Below are 18,325 nucleotides of genomic sequence, written 5' to 3' on the forward strand. Positions count from 1 at the left end.
CATGGCTGAGGGCGATCTTGTAGCGGAACTGAGCCGTGCGGTCGGCGCGCTGGTGGAGGATTTCGGCGGCGCCCGCTTCGGCGTAGCGGTTTCCGGCGGGCCGGACAGCATGGCTTTGCTCGACCTGGCGGCGCGGGCCTTTCCGGGTCGGGTCGAGGCGGCGACCGTCGATCATGGCTTGCGCGACGCTTCTGCCGCCGAGGCCGCCATGGTGGCGGACTGGTGCGGCCAGGCCGGGATTGCGCATGCGACACTGCATCCGGACGGCGCGGTCCGGGGCAATGTGCAAAGCTGGGCGCGGGCGCAGCGCTATGCGTTGCTGGAACGGTGGCGGGTCGAGCGCGGGCTGGACTGGCTGCTGACGGCGCATCATGCCGACGACCAGTTGGAAACGCTGCTGATGCGGCTCAACCGTGGCGCTGGCGTCGGCGGATTGGCGGGCGTGCGGGCGCGGCAGGGGGCGGTGCTCCGGCCCTTGCTGGGGGTGCGCAAGGCGGACCTGCTTGCCTATGCGCTGGAGCGCACCCTGCCGCATGTCGATGATCCCTCGAACAGCGATCAGCGCTTCGATAGGGTTGCCTTGCGGTCGGCGCTGAGCGGGGTGGACTGGATCGACGTGGCCGCGGCGGGGCGCAGCGCGGCGGCGCTGGCGGAGGCGGAGGAAGCGCTGGAGTGGATGGTCGACGGCCTTGAGGCGCGCCATGTCCTGCCGGACGGGGATGGGCTGGCGCTGGACCGGACGGACTTGCCGCGTGAACTGCTGCGCCGGTTGCTCCTGCGGATGGTGGAGCGGTTGCAGCCGGACGCGGTGCCGCCGCGTGGGGAGGCGATCGACAGGTTGATCGCGGCGGCGCGCCGGGGCGAGAAGATGAGCATCGGCCGACTCATTTTGAAGGGCGGGGACCGCTGGACCCTGAAAGTCGCGCCGCAGCGCCGGTGGCAGTGACGGATCGTTACGGAAAGGTTCCACGGTCTGGCGCGGGACTCCCACAATCCGTCGATTTGAGGGCGCGCAATGACCTTTCCTTAACGCCTATGCTGGTTAATGAAGCTGAGTTGAGCGTGGGAATTTTCGATTCATGTTTGAATTTGCGGCAGTGACCTATGGCCTGCTGGCCAGTGTCATTCTTTCGGCGGCGCAGCGCAATCACAGGATGGAAAGACCCCATCCGCCGATGCTGCTTTATACGGGCTATATGCTTTGTGGTCTGTCGGCGGGGGTCGCGGTGATCCTGGCCTATATCGCCCTGTCGCAATTTGTCGGCGGCTGAACGGCGGCTGCGCATGCGGCTCTGCTTGCGATTTTGCTGCGGCACCCTATCTTGCCGGGTGAAAGAGAGTGCTGAATGAACGACGAGAAGGACCCGCAGGGTAACCCCTGGATCAAGAGCGCGATGATTTGGGCAGGGGTGATTGTCGCCCTGCTGCTCTTCGTCTCGATGTTCGACAGCCGCACGGCCTCCAGCGCCGGGACGGGCATCGCCTATTCGGAATTCCGCGCCAAGGTGCAGGAAGGGCAGGTCAAGGACGTTGCGGTCGCCACCGACCGGATCACCGGCACGCTGTCGAGTGGACAGAAGTTCAGCACCGTTCCGGTGAACGATCCGGGCCTCACGGGCCTGCTGGACGACTATAATGTCAAATATTCCGGCCAGGCGGAGGAGCAGCCGAGCTTCTGGATGATCCTGATCTACCAGTCGTTGCCGTTCCTGCTGATCCTGGGCATCGCTTTCTTCGTGCTGCGCCAGATGCAGAAGGGTGGCGGCGCGGGCGGCGCCATGGGCTTTGGCAAGTCGAAGGCCAAGCTGCTGACCGAAAAGCATGGGAAGGTGACCTTTGATGACGTCGCGGGCATCGATGAGGCCCGCGAGGAATTGCAGGAAATCGTCGAATTTCTGAAGGATCCGACCAAATTCGCGCGGCTGGGCGGCAAGATTCCCAAGGGCGCATTGCTGGTCGGCTCGCCTGGTACCGGCAAGACGCTGCTGGCCCGCGCCATTGCGGGTGAGGCGGGCGTGCCTTTCTTTACCATTTCGGGTTCGGACTTCGTCGAGATGTTCGTCGGTGTCGGCGCCTCTCGTGTCCGTGACATGTTCGAGCAGGCGAAGAAGAATGCGCCCTGCATCGTTTTCATCGACGAAATCGACGCCGTGGGCCGCCATCGCGGCGCGGGGTTGGGCAACGGCAATGACGAGCGCGAGCAGACGCTGAACCAGCTTCTGGTCGAGATGGACGGCTTTGAGGCGAATGAGGGCATCATCATCGTCGCGGCGACAAACCGCCCCGACGTGCTGGACCCCGCTTTGCTGCGTCCGGGCCGTTTCGACCGTCAGGTCGTGGTGCCGCGCCCGGATATCGAGGGTCGCGAGAAGATTCTGGCCGTCCACATGAAGAAGGTGCCGTTGGCGCCGGACGTCAATCCGCGCACCATTGCGCGGGGTACGCCCGGTTTCTCGGGTGCCGATCTGGCGAACCTCGTCAATGAGGCGGCGCTGATGGCTGCCCGTCGGGGCAAGCGTCTGGTCGCCATGGACGAGTTCGAGGCGGCCAAGGACAAGGTCATGATGGGCAGCGAGCGCCGCTCCATGGTCATGACCGACGACGAGAAGAAGATGACCGCCTATCATGAGGCGGGCCATGCCATCGTCGCGGTCCATGAACCGGCGTCCGATCCGATTCACAAGGCGACGATCATCCCGCGCGGTCGTGCCCTGGGCATGGTGATGCGTCTGCCGGAGCGGGACAGCTATAGCTATCATCGCGACAAGATGCACGCGAACATGGCCGTCGCCATGGGTGGCCGCGTGGCCGAGGAGATCATCTTCGGCTATGACAAGGTGTCGTCGGGCGCTTCGGGCGACATCCAGTACGCCACCAAGCTGGCGCGCGACATGGTCACGCAATGGGGCATGTCGGACAAGCTGGGGCCGCTGCAATATGAGGAGCAGCAGGGCGAGACCTTCCTGGGCTATTCGCAGAGCCAGCGCGTCCATATGTCGGACGAGACGGCGAAGCTGATCGACAAGGAAATTCGCGGGCTGGTCGAACAGGGCTATGCAAGGGCGCAGGAAGTGTTGACGGGCCATGAGGACCAGTTGCACCTGCTCGCCAACGCGATGCTGGAATATGAGACGCTGAGCGGCGAGGAGATCAAGACGCTGCTCGACAAGGGTGAGATCACCCGCGACGACGGCACGACGATCAAGCCTTCGGTGATCCCGGCGGCGGGGTCTTCCATCCCGAAGACCCGGCGTCGCAAGGGGCCTTTTGGCGACCCTTCGCCTGCAGGGGCTTAAGGTCGGATCAGCGAGATGCAGGAGGGCGCGGCCAGTTGGCGGCGCCCTTTTGTGTTGGATCGTACGATGATCGCGATTGTTCGGTTTTTGGCCAATTGCAGACCCTTCCTCTCCCAGTGGGACAGGGGGTAACGTCCGCATCCGCCCTTGGCAGATATTCCCGCCTTGGCGTTAAGCCGCCGCCCGATCCTCGTCCATGAATGCGGCGACATCATCAAGCGCCACATCCTTCGACAGGAAGGTCTTGCCGATTCCCCGCGCCAGCAGGAATGGCAGGGTGCCCGCCGCCATCTTCTTGTCGTGCAGCATATGCGCGACCAGCGCCGCGCCGTCCGCCGTGACATGCGCGCTGGCGAGATGATAAGGCAAACCCACGGCTTTCAGATGCGCCGTCACCCGTTCCGCATCTTCGGTCGTGCACAGCCCGAGCCGCGCCGAATAGCGGAAGGCCAGCGCCATCCCCGCAGCGACTCCCTCGCCATGAAGCAGGGTTTCGGAAAAGCCGGTATCCGCCTCCAGCGCATGGCCGAAAGTATGCCCCAGATTCAGCAACGCCCGGCGCCCGGAGGTTTCCCGCTCATCCTCGCCCACGATCTTCGCCTTGGCGGCGACGCTGCGCTCGATCGCATATTCGCGCGCCTCGGCATTACCGGCGAGCAGCTTATCTCCCTCCGTCTCGCACCAGGCGAAGAAGTCGGGGTCGTCGATCAGGCCATATTTCACGACCTCGGCGTAGCCCGCCCGCGTTTCGCGCACCGGCAGCGTATCCAGCGTCGACGGATCGATCAGAACCAGCGCAGGCTGGTAGAAGCTGCCGATCAGATTCTTGCCTGCCCGCGCATTGATCGCGGTCTTGCCGCCGACCGAACTGTCGACCTGCGCCAGCAGCGTCGTCGGCACCTGGATGAAATGGCAGCCGCGCTTCAGGATCGAGGCGGCAAAGCCCACCAGATCGCCGATCACGCCGCCGCCCAGCGCCACCACATGGTCGCCGCGCTCGATCTCCAGCGCCAGCAGCGCGTCGAGCAATTCCTCCAGATGACGCCAGCTCTTGGTCTGCTCGCCCGGCGGCAGGATGATCGGCTCTACCGCGACATGGGCGGCGCGCAGGCTGGCCTCCAGCCGGGGCAATTGCGCCTTGGCGACATGCGCGTCGGTGACGACCACCAGCCTGCCTTTCCGCGCATAGCCCGCCAGATGCGAGCCCGCCTGGTCCAGCGCGCCCTGTTCGATCACGATATCGTAACTGCGCGCATCGAGCGCGACGCGGACTATTGCCATTGGGAAAGCTGCTCCATGATGCTGTCGACCGCCACATCATGCGGCGCGGCGGCGCTTTTCACATGAATGGGGCAGAGCGCGTAAACCGGATTGCGGATGGCGGCGAGTTCGGTCAGCACCGCGCGCGGATCCTTGCCCTTCAGCAGCGGCCGTCCCTCGCGGCGCGACACCCGATCGACCAGCGTATCGATATCGGCATTGAGCCAGATCGCCAGCGCATGCTCCAGGATCAGCGTCCGCGTCTCTTCCTGCATGAAGGCGCCGCCGCCGGTCGCGATCACCTTGGGCGCGCCGTCCATCAGCCGGGCGATCACCCGCCGCTCGCCGTCGCGGAAATAAGCCTCGCCATAGCGTTCGAACATTTCGGTGATCGTCATGCCGGCGGCCTTTTCGATCTCCTCGTCCGCATCGACGAAGCCGACGCCAAGCCGCGCCGCCAGCCGCCGCCCGACGGTCGATTTGCCGACGCCCATCATGCCCACCAGGACGATGGGGCCGCGCTTCGCACGCGCCGCTGCGGATTTGCTGTTTCGCTGCATGGCGAGCGGGGCTATACATCCCCGCGCCGACAAGGCAAATCGCAACTTTCCTTAAGCTTTGGCCCGGCCAGAACAGGACTCATGAAGCGCAACCGTTCCTACAGCAGTTTTGAAGGTAGCTCGCGCCGTCGTCGCGGCCTTTCCCTGCCAATCATTCCGATCATCGCGGTCATCGTGCTGGTCGCGATTCTTGCCTTGCTCTGGTCACGCGGCGGCGAAAAGCCGCAAGCCCGCGTGGAAAAGGTCATTCCCGCCGAAAAGCTGGGCCAGTAAGCGGCATGCGGCATCGGCGGGTGAACGCGAAATGGGCGCTGGGGACGCTTGCGCTCGCGCTGGCGCTGCCGGTGGTGGCGCAGGAGACGCCCGAATCCCTGCTGCCGCCCGGCTTTGGCGACGCACCCGAAGCGCCACCGTCAGGGACTCAGCGTCCCGCGCCCGCCACGCCTGCGCCGTCGGCCAGCCCTTCGCCTGCCACGCCGATCCTGCCGCCCAGCTTCGCCGTCTCGGATGAGGCGGGGGATAACGCCGCCGAGGCAGGGTTATCCGAAGAAGAAATCGCCGCGCAAAAGGCGAAATATGACCTTCCCGAAAATGCGCATCGCTCGCTTGACCGGGTAGGCCCGCTGACGCCCGAGCGATTGGGTCTGGAACCCAAGGCTTTCGGCGCGCAGTCCGGCCAGTTCCTCGCGACGCTGATGAAGGAAACGCGCGCGCCGATCACTTCGCGCTGGGCCTCCATCCTGTTGCGGCGCGCGCTGCTGACCGCGACCGATACGCCCAAGGACATCAACGGCGCTGACTGGGTGGCCGAGCGCGCCTGGCTGTTGCTGCGCATGGGGGAGGCGGACAGCGCGCGCCTGTTGGTGCAGAGCGTCGATTCCGATCAGTTCACGCCGCGCCTCTATGCCATCGCCATGCAGACCTATCTGGCGACGGCCGATCCGGCGGGCCTGTGTCCGTTGTCGGCGGGGGCGCTGCGGTTCAGCAAGGAGCCGGGCTGGGACATGACCCGCGCCATCTGTCCGGCGCTGTCGGGGGATCAGGGATCGGCCAGCGGCGCGCTCAACCAGGCGCAGCGGCGCGGCGTGGTGCGCGGCATCGATTATCGCCTGGCGGAGAAGGTCGTCGGAACCGGCTTCAACGCCCGCCGATCGGTCAAGATCGAATGGGATGCGGTCGACCGGCTGACCGCCTGGCGCTTTGGCCTGGCGACGGCGCTCAATGTCGAAATTCCTGACGATCTCTATGGCACGGTCGGCTCGCATGTTCGCGCCTGGGAAGCGCGCGCGCCCGCGCTGTCGGCTGTCCGCCGTCTGCCCGGTGCGGAAGTGGCGGCGCGGCTGGGGGTTTTTTCCAACAAGGCGCTGGTCGGGTTCTACAGCCAGTTGCAGGCCGACGGTGACGTGCCCGCCAATGCGGCCGACCGGATCGATGCGCTGCGCACCGCTTATGCGGGGGCGGGCACCGAAGATCGGTTGCAAGCGATGCGGACGCTTTGGCAGGATGAGGCGCGGCCGGATTTCGTCGGCCTGATCGCGACGGCGCGGGCTGCCGCGGCGCTGCCCGTTTCGGAATTGGGTGCCCGCGATGCGGCCAATCTGGTCGCGGCGATGTTCACGGCGGGCTATGATCGCAGCGCTGTCCGCTGGGCACGGCTTGCGGCCCAGGCGGATGGCGACGGCGCGGGCGATCTCTGGGCCTTGCTCGCTGTCGGCGCGCCGAGTGCCGTGGTGGAGATCGGCTCGGGCCGCGTTTCGTCCTTCGCCAAGGCTGCCGATCCGCGCAAGACACAGATGCTGATCGCTGCGCTGGTGGGGCTTTCCCGGCTCAATGCGCAGGACGGCGCGTCGCTGGCGCAGGATAATGGCTTTAACCTGGGCATCACCAGCCGCTGGACGCGCGCCATCGACGCGGCTGCCGGGCGGGGCGAGAAGGCCAGTGTCGCGCTGCTGGCGGCGGTCGGCATGCAGACGGCCGACTGGAACCGGCTGCCGCCCTTCCACCTCTACCATATCGTCGCCGCGCTGCATCGCGTCGGGCTCGATCCCGAAGCGCGGATGATCGCGGCGGAGGCGATGACGCGGCTCTAATGGGCGAGGATGCCGCGCTTATCGACCGCTTTTTGGAGATGATGGCGGCCGAACGGGGCGCTTCCCGCAATACGCTGCTGGCCTATCGGGCCGATCTGCTGGGCGCGGGGGAGATCGTGGGTGGTCTCGCCCACGCTACCAAAGACGGCATAGCGGAATTGGCGACGGCATGGGCCGAACTGGCGGCGTCTTCGGTGGCGCGAAAATCTTCGGCCCTGCGCGCTTTTTACGCCTTTCTGGAGGAGGAGGGGCTGCGGGCCGACAATCCCTCGGCCGCGCTGCCGCGTCCTGTAACCCGCCGGCCCTTGCCCAAGATTCTCTCGGCGCAGGAGGTCGATTCGCTGTTCACGCTGATCTCCGGGAAGCTGGATGTCGAGCATCCCTCGCCGCTCGACCTGCGCCTGTCCGCATTGATCGAACTGCTTTACGGATCGGGCCTGCGCGCCACCGAACTGGTGTCGCTGCCGCGACGGGCGCTGGCATCCGATCGGCCCTTCCTGATCCTGAAGGGCAAGGGCGCGCGCGAGCGACTTGTGCCGATTTCGGATCGCGCCCGCGCCGCCGTGGCGGCCTGGTTGCACCATGTGCCCGCCGACAGCCCCTGGCTGTTCCCCTCCGGCAAAAGCCATGTCAGCCGGATTCGCCTCTATCAGATGGTGAAGGCGCTGGCCGCCGCCGCCGGAATCGCGCCAGAGCGGGTCAGCCCGCATGTGCTGCGCCACGCCTTCGCCACCCATTTGCTGGAAGGCGGTGCGGACTTGCGCGCGTTGCAGTCCATGCTGGGCCATGCCGACATCGGCACCACGCAAATCTATACCCATGTCGACAGCCGCCGCTTGGTCGAACTGGTTAACAGCCGCCATCCGCTGGCTTCCATAACGCATCGGCGCGTTGACGGCGACGTGTCTCCGCCCTAACGCCATGCGCCATGGTTAGTTTTCTCGAATTCGAAAAGCCCATTGCGGAGCTGGAAGCGCGGATCATCGAACTGCGCGCGACCGCCAATGCCGGCGACATCGACATCAGCGGCGAGATCGACAAGCTGGAGCAGCGCGCCTCCAGGATGCTGGTCGACACCTATGCGAAACTGTCGCCCTGGCAGAAGACGCAGGTGGCGCGCCATCCCGACCGCCCGCATTTCAAGGATTATGTCGCGGGCATGTTCGACAATTTCATGCCGCTGGCCGGGGATCGCGCCTTTTCGGACGATCAGGCGATCATTGGTGGGTTCGCCACGCTGGGCGAACGGCGCTTGGTCGTGATCGGCCATGAAAAGGGCGACGATACGGCCAGTCGCGTCCGCCATAATTTCGGCATGGCGAAGCCGGAGGGTTATCGCAAGGCGATCCGCCTGATGCAGCTCGCTGATCGCTTCGATCTGCCGGTGGTGACTTTGGTGGACACGTCGGGCGCTTTCCCCGGTGTGCAGGCCGAGGAGCGCGGCCAGGCCGAGGCCATTGCCCGCTCGACCGAACAATGTCTGGCGCTGGGCGTGCCGATGGTGGCGGCCGTGGTGGGCGAGGGCGGATCGGGCGGCGCGGTGGCGCTGGCGGCGGCCAATCGCGTGCTGATGTTCGAACATGCGGTCTATTCGGTGATTTCGCCCGAAGGGTGCGCCTCGATCCTCTGGCGTACGGCGGAAAAGGCCAGCGATGCCGCCACGGCGATGCAGGTGACGGCGCAACATCTGAAATCGCTGGGCGTCATCGACCGCATCGTAGCGGAGCCGATCGGCGGCGCTCATCGCGAGCCGGTGCAGGCGATCGCCAATCTGGGCGCGGCCATCGGCCAGGAACTGGATTCGCTCTCCGGCATGAGCGCCGATGCGCTGCGCACTGACCGCGCCGACAAATACCTGGCCATCGGGGTCTGATCGCTTAGCCTCTATTTTGGGGAACCTGCGCCTGCTATCCCTCGTTACGCCATGGTAACAGGGGAGGCAGGAGGTACCGTGAAGCAGTTATCGTCTCTGGCTTATGCGGGGTTAGGCGTCATTGCCTTGGCCGCCGCGCCGTCGGTGTTTAGCCAGCAGCGGGCGATTCGGACGGTTTCGTCGATCAGCCCGCAGGAAAAGGAAGCCGGCGCCAAGCAACATCCCCAATTGCTGAATGAATTTGGCGGCGCCTATGCCGGGCCGCAGGCGAAATATGTCGAGGGCGTGGGCCGTCGCATCGCGGTCCAGTCCGGCCTGTCTAACGCGCAGGGGGACTTTACTGTCACCCTGCTCAATTCGCCGGTGAACAACGCCTTCGCCATCCCCGGCGGCTATGTCTATGTCACGCGTCAACTCATGGCGCTGATGAATGACGAAGCCGAGCTTGCCGGGGTGCTTGGCCATGAAATCGGCCATGTCGCGGCCCAGCATGGCCAGCGGCGGCAGCAGACCGCGCAACGCAATGCCATTGGCGGCACACTGCTTCAGGTGTTGACGGGCGCGCTGCTAGGTGATTCGGCGCTGACCGGCTTGCTGCAAAAGGGGATCGGTCAGGGCAGCCAATTGCTGACGCTCAAATTCTCGCGCAGTCAGGAATATGAGGCGGACGATCTGGGCATCCGCTATCTCGCTTCGGGCGGCTATGATCCCAAGGCTCTGTCGACCATGCTGGCTTCGCTGGCGGCGCAGAGCAGCCTGGACGCCAAGGTTGCGGGAAGCGCCCACTCGATGCCCGAATGGGCGAGCACCCATCCCGATCCAGCCTCGCGCGTCGGTCGCGCCGCCCGCAATGCCGCTGCCAGCGGGTCGGCCAGCACCGTGCGCAACCGGGATGCGTTTCTGAATGCATTGGACGGCGTGCTGTACGGCGACGATCCGAAACAGGGGGTGATAGAGGGCAGCCGCTTCCGTCATCCCGATCTGCGGCTGAGCTTCATGGCGCCTTCGGGCTTCGGCATGGAAAATGGCGCGAGCGCCGTCACGGTCGCGGGATCGGGTGGGCAGGCGCAGTTCAGCGCTGCGCCCTATAGCGGCGACCTGTCCGCCTATATCGATTCGGTGTTCGCCAAGCTGGGCGGCGGCAATGGCGGCGTTCCACCCGGCGAGGTCCGCCGCACGACCGTCAACGGGCTCCCTGCGGCATGGCGGACGGTTCGGGCCAGCACCCAGTCGACGCAGGTCGATGCGACCGTCTTCGCTTATGATTTTGGTGGCGGGAAGGCCTATCACTTCCTGTTGCTGACGGCGGCGGGACAGGGAATCGGTCCCTTTTCGACCATGGTCCAGTCGGTGCAGCGCCTTTCGGCGCAGGATGCGGCGGCGATCAAGCCTCGCCAAGTCCATGTCGTCACCGTCAAGGCTGGCGACACCGTCCAGTCCCTGGCCAAGCGCATGGCTTATACGGATTACGCGCTGGACCGTTTCCTGACGATCAATGGCTTGACGGCCAATAGCGTGTTGCGACCGGGCCAGCGGGTAAAGATCGTCACCTGGTAAGAGCGGCGCGCAACAAAAAGGGCGACGGAATTGCTTCCGCCGCCCTTTTGCATCAATGCGTTCGAGCTTACTTCAGGTTGCCCGAGACATTGTTGAAGGTGTTGCCGAGCTTGCCGCCCAGGCTGGTCATGGCGCCGATGGCGGCAACAGCGATGAGAGCAGCGATCAGGCCATATTCAATGGCGGTCGCGCCCTTTTCGTTCTTCAGCATCTTGCGGATGAACTGCATTGGAAGTCTCCTTGCCTCAAGTTACACGTTTAACTACCCGGCCGCCCCCCGCTTGAAATGAAGGTCAGCTTCGACTGGTGTAGAGGGGGTGGGTTGATAAAGATTTAATGAGCCGAAAAGGGTGTCAGATATTGATGGTTAATGCGCCAGAACTTCGGTCGCGACATTGTTCCACATGCCGATGGTCTTGTTGGCGACGTTCGACATGGCGCCGATGATGGCTAGGCAGATGAGGGCGAGGATCAGTCCATATTCCACCGCCGTCGCGCCGCGCTGGCAGTAGATCAGCTTCCAAAAGCTGAAATTTTTAAACAATGCGCGCATGCCACACCCCATTTACACACAGCCCAGAATGCCCTTGTAAAAGTGGCAGAGTTAACAAACCCCTCAAGCCGGACCATTATGACGATAATTTCTCCTCTTTTGGTGGTCGCCGCCGCTTTGGTCGACGCGGATGGCCGCGTTCTTTTGCAGCAACGCCCGCCGGGAAAGCCGATGGCGCATCTCTGGGAGTTTCCCGGCGGCAAGGTGGAAGCGGGGGAAGCGCCCGAAACCGCACTGATCCGGGAGCTGGAGGAGGAATTGGGCATCCGCACCCATGCGAGCTGCCTCGCGCCCGCGACCTTTGCGAGCGAGCCGCTGGGCGACCGCCATCTGCTGCTGTTGCTCTATGTCTGCCGCAAATGGCAGGGCATGGCCGAAGCGCGGCATGCGACCGCGCTCCAGTGGGTCAGGCCCGCGCAAATGTATGCGCTGGACATGCCGCCAGCGGATTTGCCGCTGATCGGTTTGCTCGATTCGCTGATCTGAGGGGAAAGGGCGGGGCGGCGCGCCGGATGGGCCAGCCCCGCTCTTGCGAGGGCTTATTCCTCGGCGGCCTTGCTCTGTAGCTGGACGTAGTTCTGGATACCCATGCGATCGATCATCTCGAACTGGGTTTCCAGCGTGTCGACATGCTCTTCCTCACTTTCGAGGATGTACTGAAACAGATCGCGGCTCACATAGTCGCGGATCGATTCGCAGTAGGCGATCGCATCCTTCAGCACCGGCAACGCTTCATATTCCAGTTCGAGGTCGGCCTTTAGGATTTCTTCCACCGTCTCACCGATCTTCAGGCGGCCAAGCAACTGGAAATTGGGCAGGCCGTCGAGGAACAGGATGCGCTCCGCCAGCTTGTCGGCGTGCTTCATCTCGTCGATCGATTCCTCATATTCGAACTTGGCCAGCTTCTCGATGCCCCAATGGTTCAGCATGCGATAGTGGAGGAAATATTGGTTGATCGCGGTCAGCTCATTTTTGAGAACCTCGTTCAAATATTCGATGACCTTGGCGTCGCCCTTCATGGCGTTCTTCTCCGGCTGTAAGGAAGTGCCGGGATGATAGGCGTTTCGCTTCCGTTTGTTAATCGGGAAAGCCTTGGAAATCCGCCATTTCCCGATGCGCTATTGCGTCGAGTTCGCGGCTGTCAGATGCGTTTGATTCGCAGTGGCTTCAAATGGAGGCGCGTTCCGCCGCGATGATCGTGCGGGCGAAGGGCACGCACTGACCGCATTTGGGCCGCCGGCCAAGGCGGGCATAAGCGCTGCATGGGGTTGCGCAACCTTCGCGGGCCACTTCCTTGAGGTCCTTTTCTCGAATGGCATTGCAGACACAGACAACCATGCAAATCTCCTGGGATCGGAGATAGCGCAGATGATAATAGGTCGCAATAGGAATTCAGTCGCTGTTGCGAATCTTTTGCGTTTTGCCGTGCGCGAGGCTGCGCCACAGCCATTCTGCCGGTCCCAGCGCGAATCGGCGCTGCCAGAGCGGCGACCAGATCAGCATGAGCGCCCATGCGGCGATGACCAACGGCGGCAGCAATCGGTGCGGCACATGGCCGAACAGCCCGAACCCCCAGCCATAGAAGATCGCGCACATGATAAGGCTGCTGCCCAGATAATTGCTGAGCGCCAGGCGACCGACGGCGGCGATCCGCGCCGTGAAGGGTGCGTCGCGATGGCGCGTGAACAGCCACAGGATCAAGGCGGCCCATCCCACTGCCAGCGGGATGCGGAAGGGGAAAGACCAGGCCAGAACCGACCCCAGCGTCGCGAGCGGCGCGAACCGGCTCGAAATGATCCACGCCGCGAGCGCCGCCATGGGGATCAGTCCGATCAGGAAACAATGCCGCGCGGTCCGCCAATATTGCTCCGCCTGCCAGCGGGCGGTCAGGAAGCCGCCCTTCAGCATCGCCATGCCCAGCAGCATGAACCCCAGCGTATCGAATGTGACGAAGGGCAGCGTCGTCAGCCATTGGCCGCCGAACAGGGCGATATGATGCAGGACGATCCCGGCATAGCCGCCGCGATAGGTCATATATTCGCTTCGGATCGCGGGATGCGCGGGGTTGGAAAGCGAACCGATGAAATTGGCGAAACCCGCGCTGACGCTGGCTGCCGCGTCGGGTGCCCCGGCGGCATGGCCCCAAGCATATAGCGTGCCGATAAAGGCCACGCAGACCAGGAAATGCACCAGGAAGAAGAGAAAAGCCCATTTGACGAGCGCCAAAGGCTCCTTGCGCACGAACAACAGCGCGGCGAGGCCAACCAGCGCATAGATCATCAATATGTCGCCCCACCACAGCAGCAGATAATGGGCGAGGCCGAAGACGAACAGCCAGGCGGCGCGGATGATCTGCGCCCGTCGTCCGTCACGCCCAGCCATTTCCTCCTTGTCGATCAGCAGCAGCATCGACGCGCCGAACAGCATGGAGAATAATGCCCGCATCTTGCCGTCGATGGCCAGGAAACCGACCGTCCAGAAGGCGATGTCTCCCGTGGAGAGCGGCCCTGCCGCGGCCGGGCTGAAATAGGCTTGCTCCGGCAGGGCGAAGGCCGCGATGTTCATCCAGAGGATTCCCATGACCGCGCAACCGCGCAGCACGTCCATGGCGGGAATCCGGGAGGAAAAGGCAGTCATCGGTCAGGGCCGTCCTTGAAGAGGCTGGAAAAGAGAGTGTGGCTCTGTCAATGCGACTAGCCATGAATGGTCGGCGCAAGCAACGAATAAGCGACGCTTTCGGCGCGGCGGCGGGGCGTTATGACGATCATGCCGGGCCGCAGCGGTTGGCCGCCGCGCTGGTGGCTGATCTCGCGCAGCGGCAAAGGCCCGATGGCGTCGGGCGGATATTGGAGATCGGCTGCGGCACCGGTTTCCTGACGCGCGACATCCAGGCGCGCTGGCCGGGCGCGGAACTGGTGGTGACGGACCTGTCGCCTGACATGCTGGCGCGAGCGGCGACGGGAGGGCTGGTCGCGGGCACATTCCTGACGATGGACGGAGAAGCGCCGATTTTCGAAGGGGAATGGTTCGACCTGATTCTTTCCAGCCTGGCCTTTCAATGGTTCGATGATCTGGAGGGCGCCATTGCCCGGCTGGCAGGATTGTTACGGCCGGGTGGCAGCCTCATCTTTTCGACCATGGGGCAGGGCAGCTTCGCCCGCTGGCGCATGGCGCATCAGGCCAGCGCGGTGAGTGCCGGCATCCCTGATTATCCTTCGCTCGAAACCCTGCGGTCGATGCTGGCGCGTTTTGAGGACGCCTTTGCTTTTGACGAGGATTATGCCCTGGCCTGTGGCGGGGCGAAGGGGCTGATCGCCCATCTCAAGGGCATCGGGGCGGTGGTGCCGAGCGAAGGGCGCAAGCCGTTGGCACCCAGGGATTTGCGTCGGGTGATGGCGGCCTTTGATGAGGGCGGTGGCGATGATGTCTATCAGGTGCTGTTCGGTCGCGTAACGCGGGCTTGTTAGATGCGTGGGTTTTAATGGCTGCAAATGGTCAATTGTGGACGTTGAAAATATCGTCATCCCAGCGAAAGCTGGGATCTCAGGCGAGAGCGCACGGCCTAGCCTCACGAGATCCCAGCTTTCGCTGGGATGACGGAAAATGAAGGTCCGCCTTCCACCCTTATTCGCTGTAAACGATCCGAACCTTGTCCGCCGCTTCCGCTGCAATGGCCCGCGCCTTGCCAGCATCCTCGGCCCGGGCCAAAGCCACGCCCATGCGGCGATAGGGACGCGTCGTCGGCTTGCCGAAGATGCGCAGATCGATTTCCCCGCCGGGCGTGGAGAGCGCTTCAGCCAGTCCTTCGAACCGGAAGTCGCCCGACTCCCGGTCCGCCAATATGACCGCCGAAGCAGCGGCCCCAAGCAGCGTCACTTCCGGCACCGGCAGGCCCAGGATCGCGCGGGCGTGCAGGTCGAATTCACTCATATTCTGCGAGATCAGCGTCACCATGCCGGTATCATGTGGACGCGGCGACAGTTCGGAGAAGATGACGTCCTCTCCCTTCACGAAGAATTCCACGCCGAAAATGCCATAGCCGCCCAGATTGTCGACGACCTTGCGCGCCATATCCTGCGCGGCGGCAAGCGCGGCGTTCGACATGGGCGTGGGCTGCCAGCTTTCCTGATAGTCGCCGCGTTCCTGCCGGTGGCCGATGGGCGGGCAGAAGCTGACGCCTTCCCGGCTGCGCACGGTCAGCAGAGTGATCTCATAGTCGAAGGCGATGAACTCCTCGACGATCACCCGGCTGCGGTCGCCGCGCATATTGGCGACGGCGTAATTCCATGCCGCTTCCAACTCGTCGGCGGTGCGGACAGTGCTCTGCCCCTTGCCGGAGGAGGACATGACCGGCTTGATGACGCAGGGCAGGCCGGTATGTTCGGCGCCTGCCAGCACTTCCTCCAGCGTTTCGGCATAGCGATAGCGAGAGGTGCGCAGGCCGAGTTCCACCGCCGCGACTTCGCGGATGCGGTCGCGGTTCATCGTCATGATGGTGGCGCGGGCGGAGGGGACGATGGTGGTGACGCCGCGCGCCTCGAATTCGGCCAGCACCTCGGTACGGATCGCCTCGATTTCCGGGACGACGAAGTCGGGCTGATGCTTTTCGATCGCCTTTGCCAGCAGATCGGCGTCGAGCATCGAGAAAACCTCGAACCCGTCTGCCACCTGCATGGCGGGCGCGCCTGCATAGCTGTCGCAGGCGATGACCTGCGCGCCGAGCCTTTTGGCGGAGATCACGAACTCGCGGCCCAGTTCGCCTGAGCCGAGGAGGAGAATCTTCGCGGTAAAGGCCATCGGGACATTCCTCACAAAAAGACGGGCGACAAAATAACCACGTGCTCCTGCGCAGGCAGGAGCCCAGCTCAAACCTCTCAACTGGGCTCCTGCCTGCGCAGGAGCACGTCGCGCTTCGTTTAAAGCTCCGCGTCCATCAGCGCCGGGAAGAAACCTTCATGTGCGCCGCGCAGGTCGGTCAGTGCCACGCCCGCGACCTTGTCGCCGCCGGTGGTGCCGATCTTCACGGCGCCAGGAATCCCGACACCCTGTGGCGCGGCGACGATGTAGCGGCCCTGATCCTCGCCAAAGGCGCTCGCAGTGGTCAGCGCCATGCTGAGGTCCGCGCCGATGCCGCCAGCCAATGCCATTTCGGTCACGGCCACCAGCAGGCCGCCATCGGAAATGTCATGCACCGCATTGACCTTGCCTTCCGCGACCAGCGCACGAGTGGTTTCGGCGTTAGCGCGCTCGGCGGCCAGATCGACCTTGGGCGCGTCCCCCGCTTCCCGGCCCGCAATCTCGCGCAGCCAGATCGTCTGGCCCAGATGCGTGCCTTCGCCACCGATCAGCCAGATCGCGTCGCCTTCATTCTTGAAGGCCACGGTCGCCATCACGTCGACATTCTGGAGCAGGCCGATGCCGCCGATCGCTGGGGTCGGCAGGATAGCCGAACCGCCGCCGGTCGCCTTGGACTCGTTGTAAAGCGACACGTTGCCCGACACGATCGGGAAGTCGAGCGCGCGGCAGGCGTCGCCCATGCCTTCGAGGCAGCCGGTCAACTGCGCCATGATCTCCGGCCGCTGCGGATTGGCGAAGTTCAAACAGTTGGTGACGGCAAGCGGCGTCGCGCCGACCGCGCTGATGTTGCGATAGCATTCCGCGATCGCCTGCTTGCCGCCCTCATAGGGGTCGGCATAGCAATAGCGCGGGGTGCAGTCGGTGCTGATCGCAATGCCCTTTTGCGAGCCATGGACGCGGACCACCGCCGCGTCGCCGCCGGGACGTTGCACTGTGTCGGCGCCGACCATATGGTCATATTGCTCCCAGATCCAGCGACGCGACGCGATGTCGGGCGAACCCATCAGCTTGACGAGGTCCGCGCCAATATCCCCGCTTTCCGCGATCTCGCCCAAGGGCTTGACGCCCGACCAGAGCTTATATTCGTCCTTCGGCATCGCCGGACGGTCATAGAGCGGCGCATCGTCGGCCAGCGGCGCGAGCGGAATGTCGCAGACCGTCTCGCCCTTGTGGACCAGCACCATGCGGCCGGTGTCGGTCACATGGCCGATCACCGCGAAATCCAACTCCCACTTGCGGAAGATCGCTTCGGCAAAAGCTTCCTTGCCCGGCTGGAGCACCATGAGCATGCGCTCCTGGCTTTCCGACAGCATCATTTCATAGGCCGTCATGCCGGTTTCGCGCTGCGGCACCATGTCCATGTCGAGCTGGATGCCGACGCCGCCCTTGGACGCCATTTCCACCGAGGAGGAGGTGAGGCCAGCCGCGCCCATATCCTGGATCGCGACGATCGCGTCCGATGCCATCAACTCGAGGCAGGCTTCGATCAGCAGCTTTTCGGTGAAGGGGTCGCCCACCTGCACGGTCGGGCGCTTCTCTTCCGAATCCTCGCCAAAGTCCGCCGACGCCATGGTCGCGCCATGAATGCCGTCGCGGCCGGTCTTGGAGCCGACATAGACGATCGGATTGCCGACGCCCGAGGCCGCGCTGTAGAAAATCTTGTCCGTATCCGCGACGCCCACGGTCATCGCGTTGACCAGGATATTGCCGTCATAGGCGGGGTGGAAATTCACCTCGCCGCCCACGGTCGGGACGCCCACGCAATTGCCGTAGCCGCCAATGCCGTGCACCACGCCGCTGATGAGATGCTTCATCTTCGGATGATCGGGGCGGCCGAAGCGCAGCGCGTTCATGTTCGCCACCGGCCGCGCGCCCATGGTGAACACGTCGCGCAATATGCCGCCCACGCCCGTCGCCGCGCCCTGATAGGGTTCGATGTAAGACGGGTGGTTGTGGCTCTCCATCTTGAAGATCGCGGCCTGCCCGTCACCGATGTCGACGACGCCCGCATTTTCGCCCGGACCGCAAATGACCTGCGGCCCTTCGGTCGGCAGCTTCTTCAGATGGATGCGCGAGGATTTGTAGGAGCAATGCTCCGACCACATCACCGAGAAGATGCCGAGTTCGGTGAGATTCGGCTCCCGGCCGAGCGCGTGCAGGACGCGATCATATTCTTCGGGAGAAAGCCCATGTTCGGCGACGACCTGGGGCGTGATCTGGGGTGCGGTGCTGGACATGTGCGCGCCTTTAGCGGGGGAGCGCCCGATAGACAATGCTGA

Annotated in this window: 19 protein-coding genes; 10 read left to right on the plus strand and 9 right to left on the minus strand. The window is 64.1% G+C overall.

Annotation, left to right across the window (positions count from 1 at the left end; translation table 11 throughout):
- The first annotated feature begins 1 nt into the window (after position 1).
- The 3 genes from tilS (at position 2) to ftsH (ending at position 3,296) form a co-directional block, all read left to right on the plus strand.
- Positions 2-946, plus strand: coding sequence for a tRNA lysidine(34) synthetase TilS (gene tilS / locus K426_RS06785; protein WP_066555396.1), 945 nt, complete (start codon positions 2-4; stop codon positions 944-946).
- 133 nt (positions 947-1,079) lie between these two features.
- Positions 1,080-1,271 carry a hypothetical protein gene (locus K426_RS06790; RefSeq protein ID WP_066555398.1) on the plus strand — a complete coding sequence of 64 codons (192 nt, stop codon included), beginning with the start codon at positions 1,080-1,082 and terminating at the stop codon, positions 1,269-1,271.
- A 75-nt stretch (positions 1,272-1,346) separates the two neighbouring features.
- Complete coding sequence (gene ftsH, locus K426_RS06795; protein WP_066555399.1) at positions 1,347-3,296, plus strand: ATP-dependent zinc metalloprotease FtsH; 1,950 nt, start codon at positions 1,347-1,349, stop codon at positions 3,294-3,296.
- A 171-nt stretch (positions 3,297-3,467) separates the two neighbouring features.
- Here ftsH and aroB read toward each other — a convergent pair whose 3' ends face one another.
- Both aroB and K426_RS06805 read right to left on the minus strand, forming a co-directional pair.
- Positions 3,468-4,577 (minus strand): 3-dehydroquinate synthase, encoded by a 1,110-nt coding sequence (aroB, locus tag K426_RS06800; protein ID WP_066555400.1) that lies wholly within the window; start codon positions 4,575-4,577, stop codon positions 3,468-3,470.
- Positions 4,568-5,116 carry a shikimate kinase gene (locus K426_RS06805; protein ID WP_066555401.1) on the minus strand — a complete coding sequence of 183 codons (549 nt, stop codon included), beginning with the start codon at positions 5,114-5,116 and terminating at the stop codon, positions 4,568-4,570. The genes aroB and K426_RS06805 overlap by 10 nt, the downstream gene beginning before the upstream one ends.
- A gap of 81 nt (positions 5,117-5,197) precedes the next feature.
- Between K426_RS06805 and K426_RS06810 the strand changes: the two genes are divergently transcribed.
- The 5 genes from K426_RS06810 (at position 5,198) to K426_RS06830 (ending at position 10,636) form a co-directional block, all read left to right on the plus strand.
- The gene (locus tag K426_RS06810) at positions 5,198-5,389 is read left to right on the plus strand and encodes a hypothetical protein (protein ID WP_066555402.1); all 192 of its coding nucleotides are present in this window, start codon (positions 5,198-5,200) and stop codon (positions 5,387-5,389) included.
- A gap of 5 nt (positions 5,390-5,394) precedes the next feature.
- A complete protein-coding gene (locus K426_RS06815; protein ID WP_066555403.1) occupies positions 5,395-7,206 on the plus strand; it encodes a hypothetical protein in 1,812 nt (603 codons plus the stop codon).
- On the plus strand, positions 7,206-8,123 hold the full coding sequence (locus K426_RS06820) for a tyrosine recombinase (RefSeq protein WP_066555405.1): 918 nt from the start codon (positions 7,206-7,208) through the stop codon (positions 8,121-8,123). Before K426_RS06815 ends, K426_RS06820 begins: the two co-directional genes overlap by 1 nt.
- 11 nt (positions 8,124-8,134) lie before the next feature.
- Positions 8,135-9,079, plus strand: coding sequence for an acetyl-CoA carboxylase carboxyltransferase subunit alpha (locus K426_RS06825; protein ID WP_066555407.1), 945 nt, complete (start codon positions 8,135-8,137; stop codon positions 9,077-9,079).
- Between the two features lie 78 nt (positions 9,080-9,157).
- On the plus strand, positions 9,158-10,636 hold the full coding sequence (locus tag K426_RS06830) for a M48 family metalloprotease (protein ID WP_066555409.1): 1,479 nt from the start codon (positions 9,158-9,160) through the stop codon (positions 10,634-10,636).
- Between the two features lie 67 nt (positions 10,637-10,703).
- On the opposite strand, the gene K426_RS06835 is transcribed toward K426_RS06830, so the two are convergent.
- Both K426_RS06835 and K426_RS06840 read right to left on the minus strand, forming a co-directional pair.
- Entirely contained in the window at positions 10,704-10,865 is a 162-nt protein-coding gene (locus tag K426_RS06835) for a Flp family type IVb pilin (protein ID WP_046764629.1), read from the minus strand.
- A 138-nt stretch (positions 10,866-11,003) separates the two neighbouring features.
- Positions 11,004-11,189, minus strand: a complete 186-nt coding sequence (locus K426_RS06840) for a Flp family type IVb pilin (protein ID WP_066555411.1) — start codon at positions 11,187-11,189, stop codon at positions 11,004-11,006.
- A 78-nt stretch (positions 11,190-11,267) separates the two neighbouring features.
- Here K426_RS06840 and K426_RS06845 point away from each other — a divergent pair, with 78 nt between their 5' ends.
- Positions 11,268-11,675: a (deoxy)nucleoside triphosphate pyrophosphohydrolase gene (locus K426_RS06845; protein WP_066555412.1), complete on the plus strand. Its 408-nt coding sequence runs from the start codon at positions 11,268-11,270 to the stop codon at positions 11,673-11,675.
- Between the two features lie 53 nt (positions 11,676-11,728).
- Here K426_RS06845 and bfr read toward each other — a convergent pair whose 3' ends face one another.
- The 3 genes from bfr to K426_RS06860 all read right to left on the minus strand — a co-directional run bounded on the left by bfr (position 11,729) and on the right by K426_RS06860 (position 13,826).
- Positions 11,729-12,208: a bacterioferritin gene (gene bfr / locus K426_RS06850; protein ID WP_066555413.1), complete on the minus strand. Its 480-nt coding sequence runs from the start codon at positions 12,206-12,208 to the stop codon at positions 11,729-11,731.
- 148 nt (positions 12,209-12,356) lie between these two features.
- Positions 12,357-12,527: a (2Fe-2S)-binding protein gene (locus tag K426_RS06855; protein ID WP_025547882.1), complete on the minus strand. Its 171-nt coding sequence runs from the start codon at positions 12,525-12,527 to the stop codon at positions 12,357-12,359.
- A 54-nt stretch (positions 12,528-12,581) separates the two neighbouring features.
- The gene (locus tag K426_RS06860) at positions 12,582-13,826 is read right to left on the minus strand and encodes a DUF418 domain-containing protein (protein WP_066555414.1); all 1,245 of its coding nucleotides are present in this window, start codon (positions 13,824-13,826) and stop codon (positions 12,582-12,584) included.
- Positions 13,827-13,888: 62 nt separating this feature from the next.
- On the opposite strand from K426_RS06860, the gene K426_RS06865 reads away from it, so the two are divergent.
- Positions 13,889-14,656, plus strand: coding sequence for a methyltransferase domain-containing protein (locus K426_RS06865; protein ID WP_066555415.1), 768 nt, complete (start codon positions 13,889-13,891; stop codon positions 14,654-14,656).
- A 157-nt stretch (positions 14,657-14,813) separates the two neighbouring features.
- On the opposite strand, the gene purT is transcribed toward K426_RS06865, so the two are convergent.
- Both purT and purL read right to left on the minus strand, forming a co-directional pair.
- Positions 14,814-15,986: a formate-dependent phosphoribosylglycinamide formyltransferase gene (gene purT, locus K426_RS06870; RefSeq protein WP_066555416.1), complete on the minus strand. Its 1,173-nt coding sequence runs from the start codon at positions 15,984-15,986 to the stop codon at positions 14,814-14,816.
- Positions 15,987-16,105: 119 nt separating this feature from the next.
- Positions 16,106-18,283 carry a phosphoribosylformylglycinamidine synthase subunit PurL gene (purL, locus tag K426_RS06875; RefSeq protein WP_066555420.1) on the minus strand — a complete coding sequence of 726 codons (2,178 nt, stop codon included), beginning with the start codon at positions 18,281-18,283 and terminating at the stop codon, positions 16,106-16,108.
- Positions 18,284-18,325: the final 42 nt, after the last annotated feature.

The organism is Sphingobium sp. TKS (assembly GCF_001563265.1).
Classification (GTDB): domain Bacteria; phylum Pseudomonadota; class Alphaproteobacteria; order Sphingomonadales; family Sphingomonadaceae; genus Sphingobium.